We start from the raw sequence: 15313 nt of genomic DNA, 5'->3' as shown, positions 1-15313 counted from the left end.
TTTCAGGTGGTCAATTACCTAATTTTCAGGGAAAAAATCCCTAAATTTTCCCCCCAATCACTCCAATGGTAGGCACTTTTTCAGGGAAAAAAAGTCTAAAAGCCTTATCCAACAAGGTTTTTAGATTTATTCAGCAAACCATAATTAATGAAACAGGTTTTGTTGCTAGATGGATTCGGTTTGGCAAGCCATGACCTATAAAGATGATTGGCAACCTTGCCAAGAATTAGTGGTAAAATTAGCAAATAAACCGTTATTTTTCCCCTAACCCTAATCCCTCACCCCCAATAAAATTATGATGCACGGTTTTATTCCCCCTCATCGTTATTTTCCCTATCTTACTTGGACCGATATAGATTCAATGCCAGATAAGGAAAATGTGGTAATTATTCAACCCATCGGTGCGATCGAACAACACGGACCCCATCTCCCTATTGCCGTCGATGCTGCCATTAGTTTAGGGGTTTTAGGCAAAGCTTTCGAGAAATTAAATACAAATGTTCCCGCCTTTGCTTTACCCTGTCTCTACTACGGAAAATCTAACGAACATTGGTCTTTCCCCGGCACGATTACCCTCTCGGCAACAACCTTATTAACCCTCATTCAAGAAATAGCTGAAAGTCTCTATCGTTCGGGTTTTCGCAAGTTAGTATTAATGAACTCCCACGGCGGACAACCGCAAGTTATGGAAATTGCCGCTAGAGATATTCATCAACAATATCCCGATTTTTTAGTATTTCCTTTTTTCACTTGGCGAGTTCCCCACAATGCAGCTCAATTATTCTCGGAATATGAATTAGAATACGGTATTCATGCAGGAGATGTGGAAACTAGCATGATGTTATCATTACTGCCAGAACAGGTAAAAATTGAGCAGGCCGTCCGAGAATATCCCCAAGGTTTGCCAGAAAATAGTTTATTAACTATGGAAGGAAAATTACCCTTTGCTTGGTTAACTAAGGAATTAACTAAAAGTGGAGTGATGGGAGATGCTACTAATGCAAGTAAAGAAAAAGGCGATCGATTATTAGAATCCGTTGCTAATGGTTGGGTACAGGCGATCATTGATGTTTATCAATTCCGTCAACCGAAGTTATAGCAAATTGAACATTCCGACACCAACAATTAATTTTTCTCAAGCAATATCCCGAACCTGTTGATAGCAGTTATCTTAATGAGCAGGTACAAAATTTTCGTTTTCGGGAGTCGGTCTTCCATACCAAATTAGGTTACACTTCATCTTTATGAGAAACACTGTAACAGACAGAAATTAGCTGTTTCAGTCCCCTAAGGCTGCTGACTGGAAAGAGGGTGTAGGGTGTGGGGTGTGGGGTGTAGGGAAGGAAACCTCTTTCATCTGTGGGGGTGAAAATTTTTTCATTGGGACTGACTTAGAAACAATTGCGTTAGAATTAAAGAAATATTACAAGTGATTGACAAAAATGAGTAAGCCTGATATAGAAAGCATTGCCCTCCAGTTAGAAAGCAGCAACTCTAAAGATCGTCTGCTGGCCTTGGCATCCCTGCGAGAAGTCGCCCCGGAGGAGGCTGTACCCTTGATCAAAAAAGTCCTTTATGATGAAATGCTGCCGGTGCGATCGATGGCTGTCTTTGCTTTGGGAGTCAAACAAACCGAGGAATGCTTTCCTATCCTAGTAGATTTGTTAGCCAATGATGCCGATTATGGCATTCGCGCCGATGCTGCGGGAGCTTTAGGTTATTTAGAAGATATTCGCGCTTTTGAACCCCTACAGAGGGCTTTTTACGAAGACACGCAATGGTTAGTCCGCTTTAGTGCCGCCGTCGCTTTGGGCAATTTGGGCGATATTCGGGCTAAACAGGTGTTATTATCGGCCCTCGATAGTAACGAAGCGGTTATTCAACAGGCCGCTATTGCTGCCCTTGGTGAAATCAAAGCAGTGGAAACCGTCGAGAAGCTTTTAACCTTTGTTAACTCCGATGACTGGTTAATCCGGCAGCGATTAGCGGAAGCTTTAGGCCAGCTTCCAGCGGAAAAAACGATCGCAGCCTTAAAATTTTTGGTCAAGGACGAACATCCACAAGTGCGCGAAGCAGCCCGTTTATCTTTGCAAAAATTGGCCAACGTCTAGGGATAGGATAGAATAAATAATCTATTCTTCCAGAGCGATCGATCTTTGCCTACAGCCATTCATGGACATTCAAGAATTTATTAATCTCTGTGCGGGGAAATGGTTTTCCCAGCGTACCAGTTATCAATTAGCTGCCCAAAAAGTTGCCAATAATAAAGCAGAAATCACCATCGATTTGCTGGCTGCCGATGCTGCCGATGTGGTGCAACTATGTTTAGGAAATAACTGTCAGTCCCAGGCCAGTCTGGGGGGATGGAAAGCGACTTGGGATAATTCCGTGGACTATGGACAACCGAAAAAAATCGGTTCTAGCTATTTAGTTTGGCTACCCTCAGAAAATTCTTGGCAAGGAAAATTAATCACATCGGACGGTAAATCGGCAGCGCTGGGAGAATATCATCTCAGAAGCGATCAAGCTTTGACTTTAACCATCGAGGACAATCACCATCGTATCGAGGAAAGAATCTGGTTTGCTAGTCCTAATCTGAGATTGCGTACCAGTATTATCCAGTCAGCCAATGGCGATCGCCAGACGGTTTTCTACTCGGAAATTCGCAAAATGGTTGCTTCTTAAGTAGGGTCTGCGGCAAAAAGTTTTTCGTGGGGGTCGGGTGTGGGGTGTGGGGTGTGGGGTTTTACCCATTTTCAGGTGGTCAATTACCTAATTTTCAGAGAAAAAGTAACTGAATTTTTCCCCGATCACTCCAATGGTCGGCACTTTTTGGGGGGCAAAAAGTCTAAAAACCTTATCCAACAAGGTTTTTAGATTTTTTCAGCAAACCCTAAGTAGCTGCCATCCCCAATGTCTGAGGTGGGGAAGACAGGGTTAATCTTCCACCACTCCAGTCAAATCCTCCTAACGTCGGCCGCGTCTGCTGCTGCCGAAACCACTGCGACTAGGGGTACGACGGGAACCAGAGGAACCGAAACTAGGAGAACGTTTGACATTATCAGATTTACCCGAATTCTTCAGGGTACTGGAACCATAACCGGAACCACTGGGTTTTGTGGTGGTGGTGCTGCGATTGGGACTAGAGGGAGTATTGCTAGGATAACGACGTAAATTGCCGGTAGAACGGAGAGTTTGCCGGTTTTTGACCGCCGGAGGTGGACTATTATGTTTAGTCCGGTATTGATCCACTGCCTGATTATAGGTGGAACCGTAACCACCAAAACCGGTCATCACACCTCCCGGAGTATAGAGGGGAGGAACGTAGTATTGAGGACGAAAGAGCAAACTACCCAAAGCTTGACCAGCAACAGCACCGAAAAAAGGACTCCAAAAACTCGATTCTTGCCGAATCACCACGGTTTCTTGTTGTCCGGTTTGGGGATTGTTCCGCACTTCCGTGACATTATGGACATACTCAATTTTAAAATCTTCGGTCATGTATAGGGTAGCCTGATCGCCGTTGATTTCCACCGCAGTTTTTTCCCCTTTAGCGGTATCCTCCTCGGTTAATCTAGCCATTTGCAGGTTAGTGGTGCGAAAGAGGGGAGAAGTCCCCCCAGGGGTGTTTAACAGCATTAGGGTATAAGTGCCATCTCCATCATCGTAGGTAGCTTGTTGCACCTCGTAGCGACCGCTACTAACCTGATTGGATTCTCGTCTTACACTACTGTTATTAGCTGACGGTGACTGAGTTTGATTTGACGACGAACCACAGGCCACCGTTGTGCAACAAAGGGTAAGAATTAAAAGGATTGTCGTTACTTGGCGCAGCATAATGGCAAAATTAAGACTATAAAGGCAGTAATTCGGGGAAATTGAGTAATAGTTGCTCATTGGTCAATTCATCTCCCAATTGAGCAGGAGAAAAATGTACCTGAATCGCACGCAGCCGACCTTGGTAGTGGAGGTTAATTATTGATTTTAAACCATCTTCCAGGGCCTCTCGATCGGCTAGGCTAGTTTCTAAACCAGCACTCTCACCCTCGAATGCTATTGTGATCATAACAACTAAGTTATCGGTGACGGGTAAAGTTAAGGGTTCCTTTTCCCCCACTTGTGAAGACACCGATTCACTTAGGTATCTCCCCGCAGAATCGGTAAACAGTTCGTTAAGGTAGTCTCCCGCTTCCCCCTCACTCCAAAAAACATCGCCCTCATTAGCCACAGAAAACCAATAGAGGTTCATCTGCAGCAGATTTTGACAAATTTCTACTAAACCCTCTCCCATGACCTCTAAATCGCCTTCGGAATCGATCGCCTCCCGGCCGGCACGATTAAGAATACCGAGCAGGGGTGCGATTTCTTGGCCGTAGAGATGCAAAAATAAGCGACAGACCACATAGCGAGTTCTACCCGCAAATTTCTTGAAGCGATCGCCTAAAGAACCCATAATGTATCCAGTGATAAAGTAAACAGCCAAAAAAGCCCTCAGCTTTTATTTATTTTGCCATTTTCTAGGCCCCTATGCCCTGATCCCTTGCCAACAGTCTATAATGATTGCCATGCCGAAGCAACCAGTAAGGGCTTCTCTTTCCAAGCTAATGTTTCCAGACATTGCAGTTCAAATCCTGCTCGTGACAACCTCTGTTCCCATTGTTGATAACGTTCATGTCTCTCAAACCTTTTCTCGTCGCTATGACCCAGTATATTTTTAATTTCTCGACCAAAAAAACTCTGTTCTATGATAGAAAGTATGTGTTGATCTTTAATATGCTCACTTAAGGCATTAAATACTGTCATGTAGTGAGCCATTGCTTCAATAATTGTTGAAGGCACTGACATATTATTATGATCAGAATCGGGTTCAACAAGGGTAAACAAATCAGGTTTCAAATCTGCAATTTTTTCAATTACAGATTGTCGTCCACTGTTGGAAAAGATGTCGGGCAAAATATGATGAAGTGCCAAGGAAGCATTAACCACAAGAAACTCGGATTCTTCCTTAATAAACTTAGAAAAGTCAGTATTCTCGATCGCCTCAAGAATGGGAATAAAGTTGATATGAGTACCTCTGAATTTTTCTGTCAGTTTATTAAATGTATTTTTGTTGTTTGAAGTTGGTAGATCAACTCCAATCAGAGTAATTTGAGTCGAAACATTCTTCAAAAAAGCTTGCCACTGACGACCGGAGCCGATGCCAAGATCAATAATTTTAATCTTTTCGTAATTTCTCGGATAATTATTGATACATTTTGCTACAAAATTATAGCCAAAGTTGACAAAAGGGACTTTTTCACAGAATTGCTCAAAAGCCTCCAGCATCTCATTCTCCGAATAAAGATTTCCCGACTCTTCTTTTGAGCCATCAATAGCATCTAAGAATATATCAAAAAAATGAGCCAGGTATGCTTCTTCTTCTGCACAAAGCGTATTTCTGAGAAGTTGTTTTATCTTTTGCAGGGAGCTGTTGGCACTCTGAATACGACCGGATTCAATCTCTAAAGCATAGTCGCGAATGTGATGGGATATGGGGTGTTGAAATCCCTTAACCCTTTTAAGTTCACGTTCCCAAATACTATTGACGTTTTCCATGTTATTGCGCTCCATTTTTAATAATTTGAGAAATCTTTGAAAAACCTTGTCGAATTATTTCATCTGGGACGGCAAAGGATGCCCGAATAAAAGGCTCACTGCCGTGGAAGCGTTTGCCATCTACTACTTTGATCCCACTTTCATCTACCTTTTGAAAACATTCCGTTTTAATGCAGACAAAAATACCACTATACGGGTATATGTAACCTATCTGGTTATTGTCTAATATTTCACAGGCAAGATTGCGAGCTTTTTTGTACTCATCTGGGGAAAATAAAAAGTTTTTTAACAAGTGAGTTGCAATTGCTTGATCAACAGAGCTAATTGCTCCAACAGAAGATTCGGCAAGAGTTTCAATTGGTTTTAGAAGTTCTTCTCTTGCTTCAATATATCCAATTCTAATTCCCGCAGCGTGAAAAGATTTAGACATCGATCTAACGACAAAACCCTCCTCAGAAAATGCTCTTATTGATGTATTTTTTTGGGTATAATCAAAGTCACAATAAACTTCGTCACTAATAAACTTTACCCGCTTATTTTTGGCTATTAAATTAGCAATGTTTTTTGCATTTGTCCTGCTTAAAATTCTACCCGTTGGGTTATGGGGAAAATTGAGGAGAATTAATTTTGTTCTTGGATTGGATAGTTTATTTTCAATTTCAGAGAGATCGATTTGAGAATTGTAAAATTCAACCCTCGCACCAAGGAACTCAGCAAGATAAGTAAATGGGGGAAAAACCGGGCGAGGTAGCAAGATAATATCACCGGCTTTAAGGTATGATCTAAAAATCAGATCAATAGCACCAATTGCTCCTTTGGTGATGAGAATTTGCTTTTCTGAAACTTCTCGTCTTGTGGCAATCTCACCGATTAATTCTGAGGCACCGCGAGGGTTGGCATAATCTCCAATTTGCAGATCGAGCATCGGTAGTTTAGCGGATAATCTTTGAGGTACTCCCAAAGATAGATCAATAGACTTTACAGATCTAGGTTTGCAAATTAGATTAAACATTCTTGACTCCTGAGTTTCCTAATTTCCTAAAATTTTTTGCTCCCGTTTAGCAGGAAACAGGATCGCTGCTGCATCTGCATAAAGAACAAGATTAGCAATCTATTGAGAACTGCTTGAATAGATTGTAAGTTATGGCTTTTCTCATAAAGATGAAGCATAACTTAATTTATTGAAGGCTGGAGAACGGCTCCCCCACAGGAAAACTTAGCATCTCATCATTAAGATAACTGCTATAGATTGAATTGTCAATTGTAAATTATGAGACTGTCATTACCTATTCCTCCTCGACAAATGATTGCTGAAGTTTTTTAACATAACAGTAATTATCGGCGAGTTATTTGGGAATTACCACCTAAGTTTAGGAAGTTAATAGGAAGTTAAGAAGTTTTTATTTAACTACAGCGCTGCTACCCATATTCCCACTAGGTCTTCGCAGGAACTCTTTAATCGTTATTTTGCTAACCCTATTACAGCACTTGCCAGACTGCTCAAGTACAACTACTAGGGTTGAAGTGCTTATGCAGTAAGCATTTCGTTGATTGCAGGGAATGATCCGTCTCGGAAAGTGCTGTATTAATTCGGGTTGCGGTAAAGGGACACAGCTAACCTCGTTTAAAAAGTATAATTCTTCTGGTTTTTTCCCCTCGGTTAACATTGAAGGAGTTTGAGCCTAGCCTACTCTTTCCTGTCTTTAGTACCATGCTTGTGTTCTGACATGGAGAGCTTTATTGTCAACTAATATTACACAGCCCAAGGTGCGCTGCAATAGCGACCCTTGTTCTGGTGTGGCTTTTTCCATACCTCACTTTCTGGCATATATGGTGTAAATGTGCTACCATCTAAATTAAAGTTGTCCTAAAAGGATAGGGTTTCAGACCCAGTTTTTCGGTGACTTAAAATCCTATTGGTGTGAGCAAATGGCTGTCCAACTACAACAAGCTTTAGTGGTTGCTTCCTATATCTTGAAACAGCGTCTAGCAGGAAAAAAGCGTTTTCCCTTAGTTTTAATGCTAGAACCCCTATTTCGCTGTAATTTAGCCTGTACTGGCTGCGGCAAGATTCAACATCCCCCGGAAATCCTCCGCAATCATCTTACCCCAGCAGAATGTTTCGCAGCGGTGGAAGAATGCGGGGTTCCCGTGGTTTCCATCCCCGGAGGCGAGCCGCTTTTACATCCACAAATCGATGAAATTGTCAAGGGGTTAGTGGACAGAAAAAAATTTGTCTATCTCTGTACCAATGCCCTGTTATTGGAAAAAAGCCTAGATAAATTTACTCCTTCACCCTATCTTACCTTTAGTGTCCATCTGGATGGTCTCAAAGCACATCACGATCGCTGTGTGGATCGAGAGGGAGTATTCGATAAGGCAGTACAAGGGATTAAAGCGGCGAAAGCGAGAGGTTTTCGGGTTACTACTAATACCACGGTTTTTGAAGGCACAGAACCGCGAGAAATGCAGGAATTTTTTGATTTTCTCGCTACTTTGGGTATCGATGGCATGATGATTTCCCCCGGTTATAGTTATGAGTGGGCCCCGGATCAAGATAGTTTCTTGAAACGGGAGCAAACCAGAGCTTTATTCCGAGAAATTCTCTCACCCTGGAAATCAGGTCAGAAAAAGTGGAATTTTAACCATAATCCTCTCTTTCTCGATTTTCTCATCGGTGAACAGGACTATGAATGCACTCCTTGGGGTAGTCCTAGCTATAGTCTTTTAGGATGGCAAAAACCCTGTTATCTGCTCAACGAAGGTCATTACAAAAGCTTTCGGGAACTTTTAGAAGAAACCAATTGGGATAACTACGGTCGGGCCAGTGGCAATCCGCAATGTGCCGATTGTATGGTACATTGCGGCTATGAACCGACCGCGGCCATGGCAGCTTTTAAACCGGCTAATATGGGACGTGCCATGCAGAGTTTAATCGGAGTCTAATCTAGGGTCTGCTGAATAAATCTAAAAACCTTGTTGGATAAGAATTTTAGACTTTTTTCCCATCAAAAAGTGCCAGACCTTGGGGGGATCGGGGGGGAAATTTAGGCTCTTTTTCCCTGAAAATTAGGTAATTGACCCCCTGAAAATGGGTAAAACCCCACACCCCACACCCCACACCCTACCCCCAGGAAAAACTTTTTGCCGCAGACCCTAATCTAAACTGATTCTAACCAGACGGCGGGGACTTGACTAGGGCGATCGGGTAATTGCATCCACCCCATTTCGCACAGACGAATTACCGAACTTAATTTTTCTACCAAAGCGGGATCGAAACGAATCCCGCTATAATTTTGACAGTGCTCTAGGGCCTCTCCTAAATCTAGAGCTAGTCGGTCGCCTCGCGGTTGAGTTAATTCCTGAAAATAGGCTGATAATCCTAAAATTCGCGACTCTAGGCTGATTTCTTCCCCTTTTAAACCGTTGGGAACCCCGCTACCATCCCAGTATTCAAACTCATGGTAAATAATCTGTTGAATTGGGGCTAATTCGGGCATAGTGGCGAGTAATTGTGCGCCTAACACCGATCGATCCCGCCAAAATAACGCATTTGCTCCCTCTAACTGACTGGCACGCTGTCTAAAAACTTCGATCGGAGCCTCCGCTAGACCGATGCGGTATAATAAACCGGCTAATCGTAAGCGTCGTAATCTTAGGGTGGGTAAATCGAGCAATTGTCCCAACATTTCCGCTAAAGCGGCCACCTGTAGGGAAGCGAGGGGATTATCAATATCTCTTTCATCGACTTTTTGAGCCATTCTGAGAAAAGCTTGCAGTTTATTCGCGGCCAAATTTTTATTTAAACGGGATGCTTGTCCTTCTAAGTCGCTTAATTCTCGCGTTTGTCTGCTGACGGTGATTAACTGCTGTTGACTGGTTTGCAGATAGGTGACAATGCGAGAGACTACTCCCGTTAAATCCGTGGGAATGGGATTAATATTTTGACTAATTTCCTGCTGTTGTCTGCTTAAATCGGCCGCTAGACTGGGATTATAAGGATGCAGACGCTCAATTAAGATCCTAGCGGCTTTTTCGACTAAATCGCGATCGAATGTCCATAAACCGTAGAATTTTCGCTCCGTGTCTATTTGGGGTTGACTATCGGACTGGTATTCTTCCGGGGATAACTCATGACAGAGTACCATGGAGGCGTAATCGGGGGAAAGAATGATTAAATTCCACTCATTAACCAAACTATCGCTATTATCTAAGTTAACTAGCGAAACATTCTCTAAACTGCCGGTTTTATGCTCAGAAAAACCACTATCGGCCACGGCAGCGATCGCAATATGACGAGAAGAGCGAGCAATATCTAAATAGCGCTCGGCCTCCTGTAAATACCATTTTCCCTGTTGAAAGGTGACTAAGACCAGTGGTTTATTTGTACTATCAGGGCTGCTAGTTTGCAAGATATGATCTTCAAGAGCATGACACAGGGCCACCAGGGTATTCTTAAAATAGACCCCGTAACTGCTGGGTAATCGTCCCGATGAAGCTCTTTTTAACTGTTGTAAACTGGATTCTACGGTCATAAGTGGCAAGATTAGGGGAAATGGGGAGAAGGGTGTGGGGTGTGGGGTGTAGGGTGTAGGGTGTGGGGTGTAGGGTGTGGGGTGTGGGGTGTGGGGTGTGGGGTGTGGGGTGTGGGGTGTGGGGTGTGGGGTGTAGGGTGTGGGGTGTAGGGTGTAGGGAGAATAAATAAAATAATCTCCTGACTCCTGACTCCTGACTCCTGACTCCTAACCCCACCAACAAACTTTTTCAGCGAACCCTAATTAATTTTATGACCTTAGTGATTTGTACGGGTTTTCATGATTCTAGATTGACCGAGGATTTTTTAGGACATCTGGGGAGCAAATCGGTCAAATTACGTCCCTATATTATTATTTCTCCTTTTTCTTGCTTAAATGAAGCTTTTTCACCGGGAGAAGACCTAACCTTAATTGGGTTTAGTGCGGGGGGGGTAAATGCGATCGCTTTAGCTCATTATTGGCAAGCTCAAGGGGCGAAAATTCGAGCTTTAATCGCTCTGGACGGATGGGGAGTGCCATTAATCGGTAATTTTCCCATTTATCGCCTTAGTCACGATTATTTTACCCATTGGAGTTCCTGTTTATTGGGTAGCGGTCAAGAAAATTTTTATGCAGATCCCCCTGTAGACCATCTTAGCCTCTGGTCGTCCCCCGATCGAGTAACTGGTTGGTCTGTCAATGGTAATTTTGTCCAACGCACCACAGCGTTAACTTTTTTATCTCAAATCGGTTAGGCGAGAATCAATTAAGTATAATTGGCTAGTCGCCTCCCTATCTTTCCTATTTCTTTACCGCTGCTGACTCATGAGTACATCAGTTCTGAGTTCTTCGATTCTCTTGGTGGGAATTGAGGAGAATATCGCTAAACTAGCCAGTGCGGACTTGAAAGAAGCGGGTTATCGTCCCCTGATTGTGCCTAGCATTGATATCGCTTTTCCAGAAGTGCAAAGTTGGCAGCCAGCGATGATTATACTCGATCGCTTCCTGGCGGAGGAAGCGGGTGTGACTTTTTGTCGTCGTTTACGTTCCCAGGGAAGTCGCGTTTATATTATTTTGTTAGTATCTCAAGAAACCCTAGAAGAACGTCTCGCCTGTTTGGAAGCGGGAGCCGACGATTATTTTCTCAAACCCTATAATTCGCAATCTTTTCTCAAATTAATCCGTTTTTACCTGCAACCTCTGGAAACTATCCCCGAACAATTGCGCTTCGGTGACTTAGTATTAGATTTAGTCACTCGTCGTCTCTCCTATAAAAACAAAAATATTGAGTTGACGATGAAGGAATTTGAACTGCTGCGCTACCTGATGATTCACCCGAAAGAAGTATTATCAAGGGATCAAATTCTCGAGAATGTCTGGGGAGACGAATTTAGAGGAGAATCAAACGTTATTGAGGTATATATTCGCTATTTACGCCTGAAGATGGAGGCTGGTGGTCAAAAACGCCTCATTCATACCGTGCGCGGTGTCGGCTACGTTTTACGCGAATCTTAACAGTGATCAGTAATCAGTGATCAGTAATCAGTGATCAGTAGATTGCTTTTATTTAATCTCCCTACACCCTACACCCTACACCCTACACCCTACACCCCACACCCCACAACCCACACCCTACCAGCCTAGTCAAGCTCTGCTATTCGATCTGGATGGAGGTGGGGGAATCTATAGGAGGGGTGGAACTCCCCGGGGTGATAGTTTGACGGTATTGACTATAAAGACGGTCGCGCCAAGCAAAAAAGCCCTCGTAGGCGCTATTATCGGCTAACCCCGGAATCCCCTTGCCTTGCAATTCCCTGGGTAAGTTGAGATAGGAACCCTGGGGAAACTGAAGCAGTACACTCAATCCCGCCACGGCTAAATCGGCTAAAGTGGGCTGATCCCCGACTAAATAGGGACGATTGGCTAAAATGAGGTTTAAAGCCTCTAAGTCCTGTTGTAGCCCCTTTTTCGCTGTATTGATAGCATCTTTTCCCAGACCTACACCCGCCCCCAAAATATCAATTAATTCCCCCGGCATGGAACCCAGTAACAAGCGCATAAAATCGGGAGTTTCCCGGGGTAAAAAAGCGGTACGAAAGTTTTGATTTTGGGCAAAAGCGCCGAGAAAAGCGGTTCTTCCTTTTAATCCCAGGGATTCATCAGCCCATTCTTCGATTAATAAACATTGACCCCGTTGGAGGGGATCTGTGGGTATAATTGGTTTTTCAGGATACTTGCGATCAAGATAAAAAGCAATCTCCGTCGAGTCAGCGATATAAGTATCACCATCCTTGAGGACCGGGACCTGTCGCTGTCCGGAAAGACGGAATAAGTCCAATTGTCCCACCCCCGGCACCACGTCCCTTTTTTTATAGGCAAGTCCTTTATAATCGAGGATGAGACGGACTTTCTCACAATAGGCAGATAATTCAAATTGGTAGAGTTCTAGCATGGGATTGATATGACCTCTCGATAAATCAGTTTCTCCCTGATTACTCTAACTCTATCGGGCATCGATCGTCTAAACTTAAAGACTTTACTCCGATTTTGCTCGAACATTTGTACTAAAAACGAGAAAGGCGAAAAAATAATCTTTTGCTAATTTTAGGGACCAAATGTAGCAAACCGAACTCAATAGCTGCACGCTTTTAGGCTAGAATATCCTCGAGCGCCAGAAGAGCCGAAATAACTTATATATTCCGGCAAGCTAACTTGCGAGAGATCAATAGCATAACCTCATAGTAGGGGTGTGCGAGGGTGGGCGACTTTCTCGGATCAGAGGTTACTATGCAATTATCCATCGACGTTTTTAACGAGGTAGTTCGCTATCTCGACAGCCACGAAGAAAAATTACGGATCAAAAAATTAATCTTTTGTATCTGTAAAAAATATTGGGAAAATGATCCTAATATTTTAGACGGTGTGGCTATGGAAGAATTGGTGAAGGAGTTAGTGCAACTCAAAACCAGTAATGAACAATTAACTTTTTCTGTTTATGAATTAGTTAAAACCCTAAATCATCATGAAGTTTATGCGGGCGTAGCCAAGGTTATTATTAAGCAAATCAGTAAATTATATGGTGGTATTGCTGCCGCCTATGAAACCCAATTATCACCATTAATAACAGCAGTTAACCCTAGGTTAACTGCTGTTATTAATGCTGTCAACAACGAGGAAGATAATTCCTTAAGACAGGTGGTTAGTAGCCTAGAAAATCATCTAGAGACGGAGAGAATTCAAAAATTAATGTTTGCCGCCTGTAAAAATCGTTGGGAAAATGATCGATCAGTGATTAATAATTATGGCTTAAAAAATATTGTTTTAGAACTTCGGCAAAACAATCCTGATTTTTTAAGCTTGCGACAAACTCTCAACCAAATTGCCGAAAATATTAATAAAAAAGCTCTCTACCTAGCCCTAGCCGATATTATTCTTACCCAGCTAGAGCCTCTCTACAATACTAATAACGATTACAAAGAAGAGGATAATGAGTCAAAAAGTGAAATCTTTAACGATCAAATGGTTCATCTAGATGATGATTGTGATTCTTCGGCTAAAACTGCATCTTTCTCCTCCTCTAGAACTAGAAGTAAACCTGTGGATTTTGCCTCTTCGAGCATCGCTATAAGTGAACCGCAAGTAAGAATGGAATTACCCTTTGCCGAGCCAGCTTTCTTAAACAATAACCCCAGTAATTCCCCACAAATTCCTGCCTACGACCCCTTTGAAATTCGTTTAGAAATTTTGCATTATGCTAATCCTTTACGAGCTAAAATATTGATTTTCTCGCTCCTATTTTATCCTTGGGATCAGAGCAGTCAAGATTGGTTAACCCTGCGAAGTTATACCCTAGAAGATTTACTACAACAGCTCATCCAAAGCGGGAAATCTCTCAAGGATATCGAAATTCAACTATACAATATTGCTCACACCCAAATGGATAGGGATGCTAACGTTCAAACCGCCGGTATTCTGTTGCAAGCTTTACAAAGAATTCTCTAATTTTTTACCCCAATTTATCTGGATATTCTACCTATGAAACCAAACGAATTAATTGCACGTTATGCCGCGGGAGAAACTCAATTTAGTGGCTTAAAATTACCCGGAGTTAATTTAGTTGGTGCTGACTTAATTGGCATTGTTTTAAATCAAGCAGATCTACACGGCTCCAATCTTCTCTTTACCTATCTTAACCGGGCTAATCTCGCTCAAGCTAATCTTGTGACAGCTAATTTAAGTGGTGCTAGTCTCAACCAAGCTGACTTAAATGGGGCAGATTTACGCAGTGCCAATTTACACGGAGCGATGCTACAAGGGGCTAATCTTCGTGATACTGATATAACCCTAGCTATTCTACTTGATGCTAACTTGATCGGGGCGGATTTACGAGGGGCTGATTTAAGTAGTGCTAACCTCACTGGTGCTTGTTTGCGGGGAACAAATATGCGTCGGCAAAATAAAAATTGTAACACTAATTTACAAGCGGCTAATCTCTATCGCGCCGACCTGCAAGGGGCTAATATGAAAGGGGTTAATCTGGTGCGAGCTAATCTAGTAGGAGCCAATTTCAAGGAGGCTAATTTGTGTGATGTTGACCTCAGAAAAGCGGATTTAACTAATGCTAATCTCCAAGGTGCTTTACTCACTGATGCTAATTTAATCGGGGCGCGTTTAGTGGGGGCAAATCTAGCGGGAGCCAATTTAGTGCGGTCAAAAATGAGCGATACGGAGGCAATGGGTGCAAATTTCCATAGTACAATTATGACTCAAATAAAACTCGATCGAGCTAATCTTAGTCAAGCTAATTTTCAAGCGGCAACAATGAGTCATGCTGACTTAAGAAGGGCTAATCTTTCAGGAGTTAATCTCAGGGAAGCGGATTTAGTCGATGCTTTCTTTGCCAGAGCAAATCTCACCAGTGCCGATTTAAGTAATGCTAATCTAACTCGTGCTGAGTTAATGAGTGCTAATCTCATAGGAGTTAACTTCCGCGGTGCAATTATGCCCGATGGCCGGATTAATAATTAAAATTACTAGACAGTTTTGTTGGCAATTATTCTGGTATAATTAGGGTTTGCTGAAAAAGTCATTGAAAAGTACAGGTCTCTTAATCAATGATTTCACTTAGCTACAAGCATAAGCTTTAGTTGTTGATTAATTTTTAAGTTATAACTTATCCTAATCATTGACCGAGAAAAAGTGCT

General features: G+C 42.6%; 14 protein-coding genes and 1 pseudogene. 8 read left to right on the top strand and 7 right to left on the bottom strand.

Annotated elements, in window-relative coordinates; genetic code table 11:
• Nucleotides 1-295: 295 nt before the first annotated feature.
• From IM450_RS03880 to IM450_RS03870, 3 genes are all read left to right on the top strand, one after another.
• Entirely contained in the window at nucleotides 296-1099 is an 804-nt protein-coding gene (locus tag IM450_RS03880; protein WP_287670537.1) for a creatininase family protein, read from the top strand.
• 343 nt (nucleotides 1100-1442) lie between these two features.
• The gene (locus IM450_RS03875; protein ID WP_287670535.1) at nucleotides 1443-2111 is read left to right on the top strand and encodes a HEAT repeat domain-containing protein; all 669 of its coding nucleotides are present in this window, start codon (nucleotides 1443-1445) and stop codon (nucleotides 2109-2111) included.
• Between the two features lie 61 nt (nucleotides 2112-2172).
• On the top strand, nucleotides 2173-2685 hold the full coding sequence (locus IM450_RS03870) for a phycobiliprotein lyase (RefSeq protein WP_002803148.1): 513 nt from the start codon (nucleotides 2173-2175) through the stop codon (nucleotides 2683-2685).
• A 282-nt stretch (nucleotides 2686-2967) separates the two neighbouring features.
• Here the strand turns inward: IM450_RS03870 and IM450_RS03865 are convergent, their stop codons facing one another.
• The 5 genes and pseudogenes from IM450_RS03865 to IM450_RS03845 form a co-directional block, all read right to left on the bottom strand.
• Complete coding sequence (locus tag IM450_RS03865; RefSeq protein ID WP_287670532.1) at nucleotides 2968-3897, bottom strand: hypothetical protein; 930 nt, start codon at nucleotides 3895-3897, stop codon at nucleotides 2968-2970.
• A complete protein-coding gene (locus IM450_RS03860) occupies nucleotides 3854-4453 on the bottom strand; it encodes a DUF1517 domain-containing protein (RefSeq protein ID WP_287670539.1) in 600 nt (199 codons plus the stop codon). The genes IM450_RS03865 and IM450_RS03860 overlap by 44 nt, the downstream gene beginning before the upstream one ends.
• 98 nt (nucleotides 4454-4551) lie before the next feature.
• The gene (locus IM450_RS03855; RefSeq protein ID WP_002803152.1) at nucleotides 4552-5595 is read right to left on the bottom strand and encodes a GRAS family protein; all 1044 of its coding nucleotides are present in this window, start codon (nucleotides 5593-5595) and stop codon (nucleotides 4552-4554) included.
• A 1-nt stretch (nucleotide 5596) separates the two neighbouring features.
• Complete coding sequence (locus IM450_RS03850) at nucleotides 5597-6520, bottom strand: pyridoxal phosphate-dependent aminotransferase (RefSeq protein ID WP_287670529.1); 924 nt, start codon at nucleotides 6518-6520, stop codon at nucleotides 5597-5599.
• Nucleotides 6521-7190: 670 nt separating this feature from the next.
• Nucleotides 7191-7406 (bottom strand): annotated as a pseudogene (locus IM450_RS03845) (helix-turn-helix domain-containing protein); the annotation flags it as partial.
• 118 nt (nucleotides 7407-7524) lie between these two features.
• Here IM450_RS03845 and hpnH point away from each other — a divergent pair.
• Nucleotides 7525-8541 carry an adenosyl-hopene transferase HpnH gene (gene hpnH / locus IM450_RS03840; RefSeq protein WP_045358387.1) on the top strand — a complete coding sequence of 339 codons (1017 nt, stop codon included), beginning with the start codon at nucleotides 7525-7527 and terminating at the stop codon, nucleotides 8539-8541.
• Between the two features lie 215 nt (nucleotides 8542-8756).
• Here the strand turns inward: hpnH and IM450_RS03835 are convergent, their stop codons facing one another.
• On the bottom strand, nucleotides 8757-10130 hold the full coding sequence (locus IM450_RS03835; protein WP_287670526.1) for a DICT sensory domain-containing protein: 1374 nt from the start codon (nucleotides 10128-10130) through the stop codon (nucleotides 8757-8759).
• A 251-nt stretch (nucleotides 10131-10381) separates the two neighbouring features.
• Between IM450_RS03835 and IM450_RS03830 the strand changes: the two genes are divergently transcribed.
• Both IM450_RS03830 and nblR read left to right on the top strand, forming a co-directional pair.
• Nucleotides 10382-10864 (top strand): hypothetical protein, encoded by a 483-nt coding sequence (locus IM450_RS03830; RefSeq protein WP_287670520.1) that lies wholly within the window; start codon nucleotides 10382-10384, stop codon nucleotides 10862-10864.
• Between the two features lie 70 nt (nucleotides 10865-10934).
• Nucleotides 10935-11624, top strand: coding sequence for a response regulator transcription factor NblR (gene nblR, locus IM450_RS03825; protein ID WP_002803157.1), 690 nt, complete (start codon nucleotides 10935-10937; stop codon nucleotides 11622-11624).
• Between the two features lie 139 nt (nucleotides 11625-11763).
• Here nblR and IM450_RS03820 read toward each other — a convergent pair whose 3' ends face one another.
• Nucleotides 11764-12561, bottom strand: a complete 798-nt coding sequence (locus IM450_RS03820; protein WP_066029834.1) for a glutathione S-transferase — start codon at nucleotides 12559-12561, stop codon at nucleotides 11764-11766.
• A gap of 335 nt (nucleotides 12562-12896) precedes the next feature.
• Between IM450_RS03820 and IM450_RS03815 the strand changes: the two genes are divergently transcribed.
• Nucleotides 12897-14111, top strand: a complete 1215-nt coding sequence (locus IM450_RS03815; RefSeq protein WP_287670518.1) for a hypothetical protein — start codon at nucleotides 12897-12899, stop codon at nucleotides 14109-14111.
• Nucleotides 14112-14144: 33 nt separating this feature from the next.
• The gene (locus IM450_RS03810) at nucleotides 14145-15137 is read left to right on the top strand and encodes a pentapeptide repeat-containing protein (RefSeq protein ID WP_287670516.1); all 993 of its coding nucleotides are present in this window, start codon (nucleotides 14145-14147) and stop codon (nucleotides 15135-15137) included.
• Nucleotides 15138-15313: the final 176 nt, after the last annotated feature.

It is taken from the genome of Microcystis sp. M083S1 (assembly GCF_020246405.1).
Classification (GTDB): domain Bacteria; phylum Cyanobacteriota; class Cyanobacteriia; order Cyanobacteriales; family Microcystaceae; genus Microcystis; species Microcystis aeruginosa_C.
This window is presented reverse-complemented; position numbering and strand designations above follow the sequence as displayed.

Excerpts from the sequence above, each read along its gene's own strand:
- IM450_RS03880 (WP_287670537.1), top strand. The coding sequence starts at position 296 with ATGATGCACGGTTTTATTCCCCCTCATCGTTATTTTCCCTATCTTACT.
- IM450_RS03875 (WP_287670535.1), top strand. The coding sequence starts at position 1,443 with ATGAGTAAGCCTGATATAGAAAGCATTGCCCTCCAGTTAGAAAGCAGC.
- IM450_RS03870 (WP_002803148.1), top strand. The coding sequence starts at position 2,173 with ATGGACATTCAAGAATTTATTAATCTCTGTGCGGGGAAATGGTTTTCC.
- IM450_RS03865 (WP_287670532.1), bottom strand. The coding sequence starts at position 3,897 with ATGAGCAACTATTACTCAATTTCCCCGAATTACTGCCTTTATAGTCTT.
- IM450_RS03860 (WP_287670539.1), bottom strand. The coding sequence starts at position 4,453 with ATGGGTTCTTTAGGCGATCGCTTCAAGAAATTTGCGGGTAGAACTCGC.
- IM450_RS03855 (WP_002803152.1), bottom strand. The coding sequence starts at position 5,595 with ATGGAAAACGTCAATAGTATTTGGGAACGTGAACTTAAAAGGGTTAAG.
- IM450_RS03850 (WP_287670529.1), bottom strand. The coding sequence starts at position 6,520 with ATGCTCGATCTGCAAATTGGAGATTATGCCAACCCTCGCGGTGCCTCA.
- hpnH (WP_045358387.1), top strand. The coding sequence starts at position 7,525 with ATGGCTGTCCAACTACAACAAGCTTTAGTGGTTGCTTCCTATATCTTG.
- IM450_RS03835 (WP_287670526.1), bottom strand. The coding sequence starts at position 10,130 with ATGACCGTAGAATCCAGTTTACAACAGTTAAAAAGAGCTTCATCGGGA.
- IM450_RS03830 (WP_287670520.1), top strand. The coding sequence starts at position 10,382 with ATGACCTTAGTGATTTGTACGGGTTTTCATGATTCTAGATTGACCGAG.
- nblR (WP_002803157.1), top strand. The coding sequence starts at position 10,935 with ATGAGTACATCAGTTCTGAGTTCTTCGATTCTCTTGGTGGGAATTGAG.
- IM450_RS03820 (WP_066029834.1), bottom strand. The coding sequence starts at position 12,561 with ATGCTAGAACTCTACCAATTTGAATTATCTGCCTATTGTGAGAAAGTC.
- IM450_RS03815 (WP_287670518.1), top strand. The coding sequence starts at position 12,897 with ATGCAATTATCCATCGACGTTTTTAACGAGGTAGTTCGCTATCTCGAC.
- IM450_RS03810 (WP_287670516.1), top strand. The coding sequence starts at position 14,145 with ATGAAACCAAACGAATTAATTGCACGTTATGCCGCGGGAGAAACTCAA.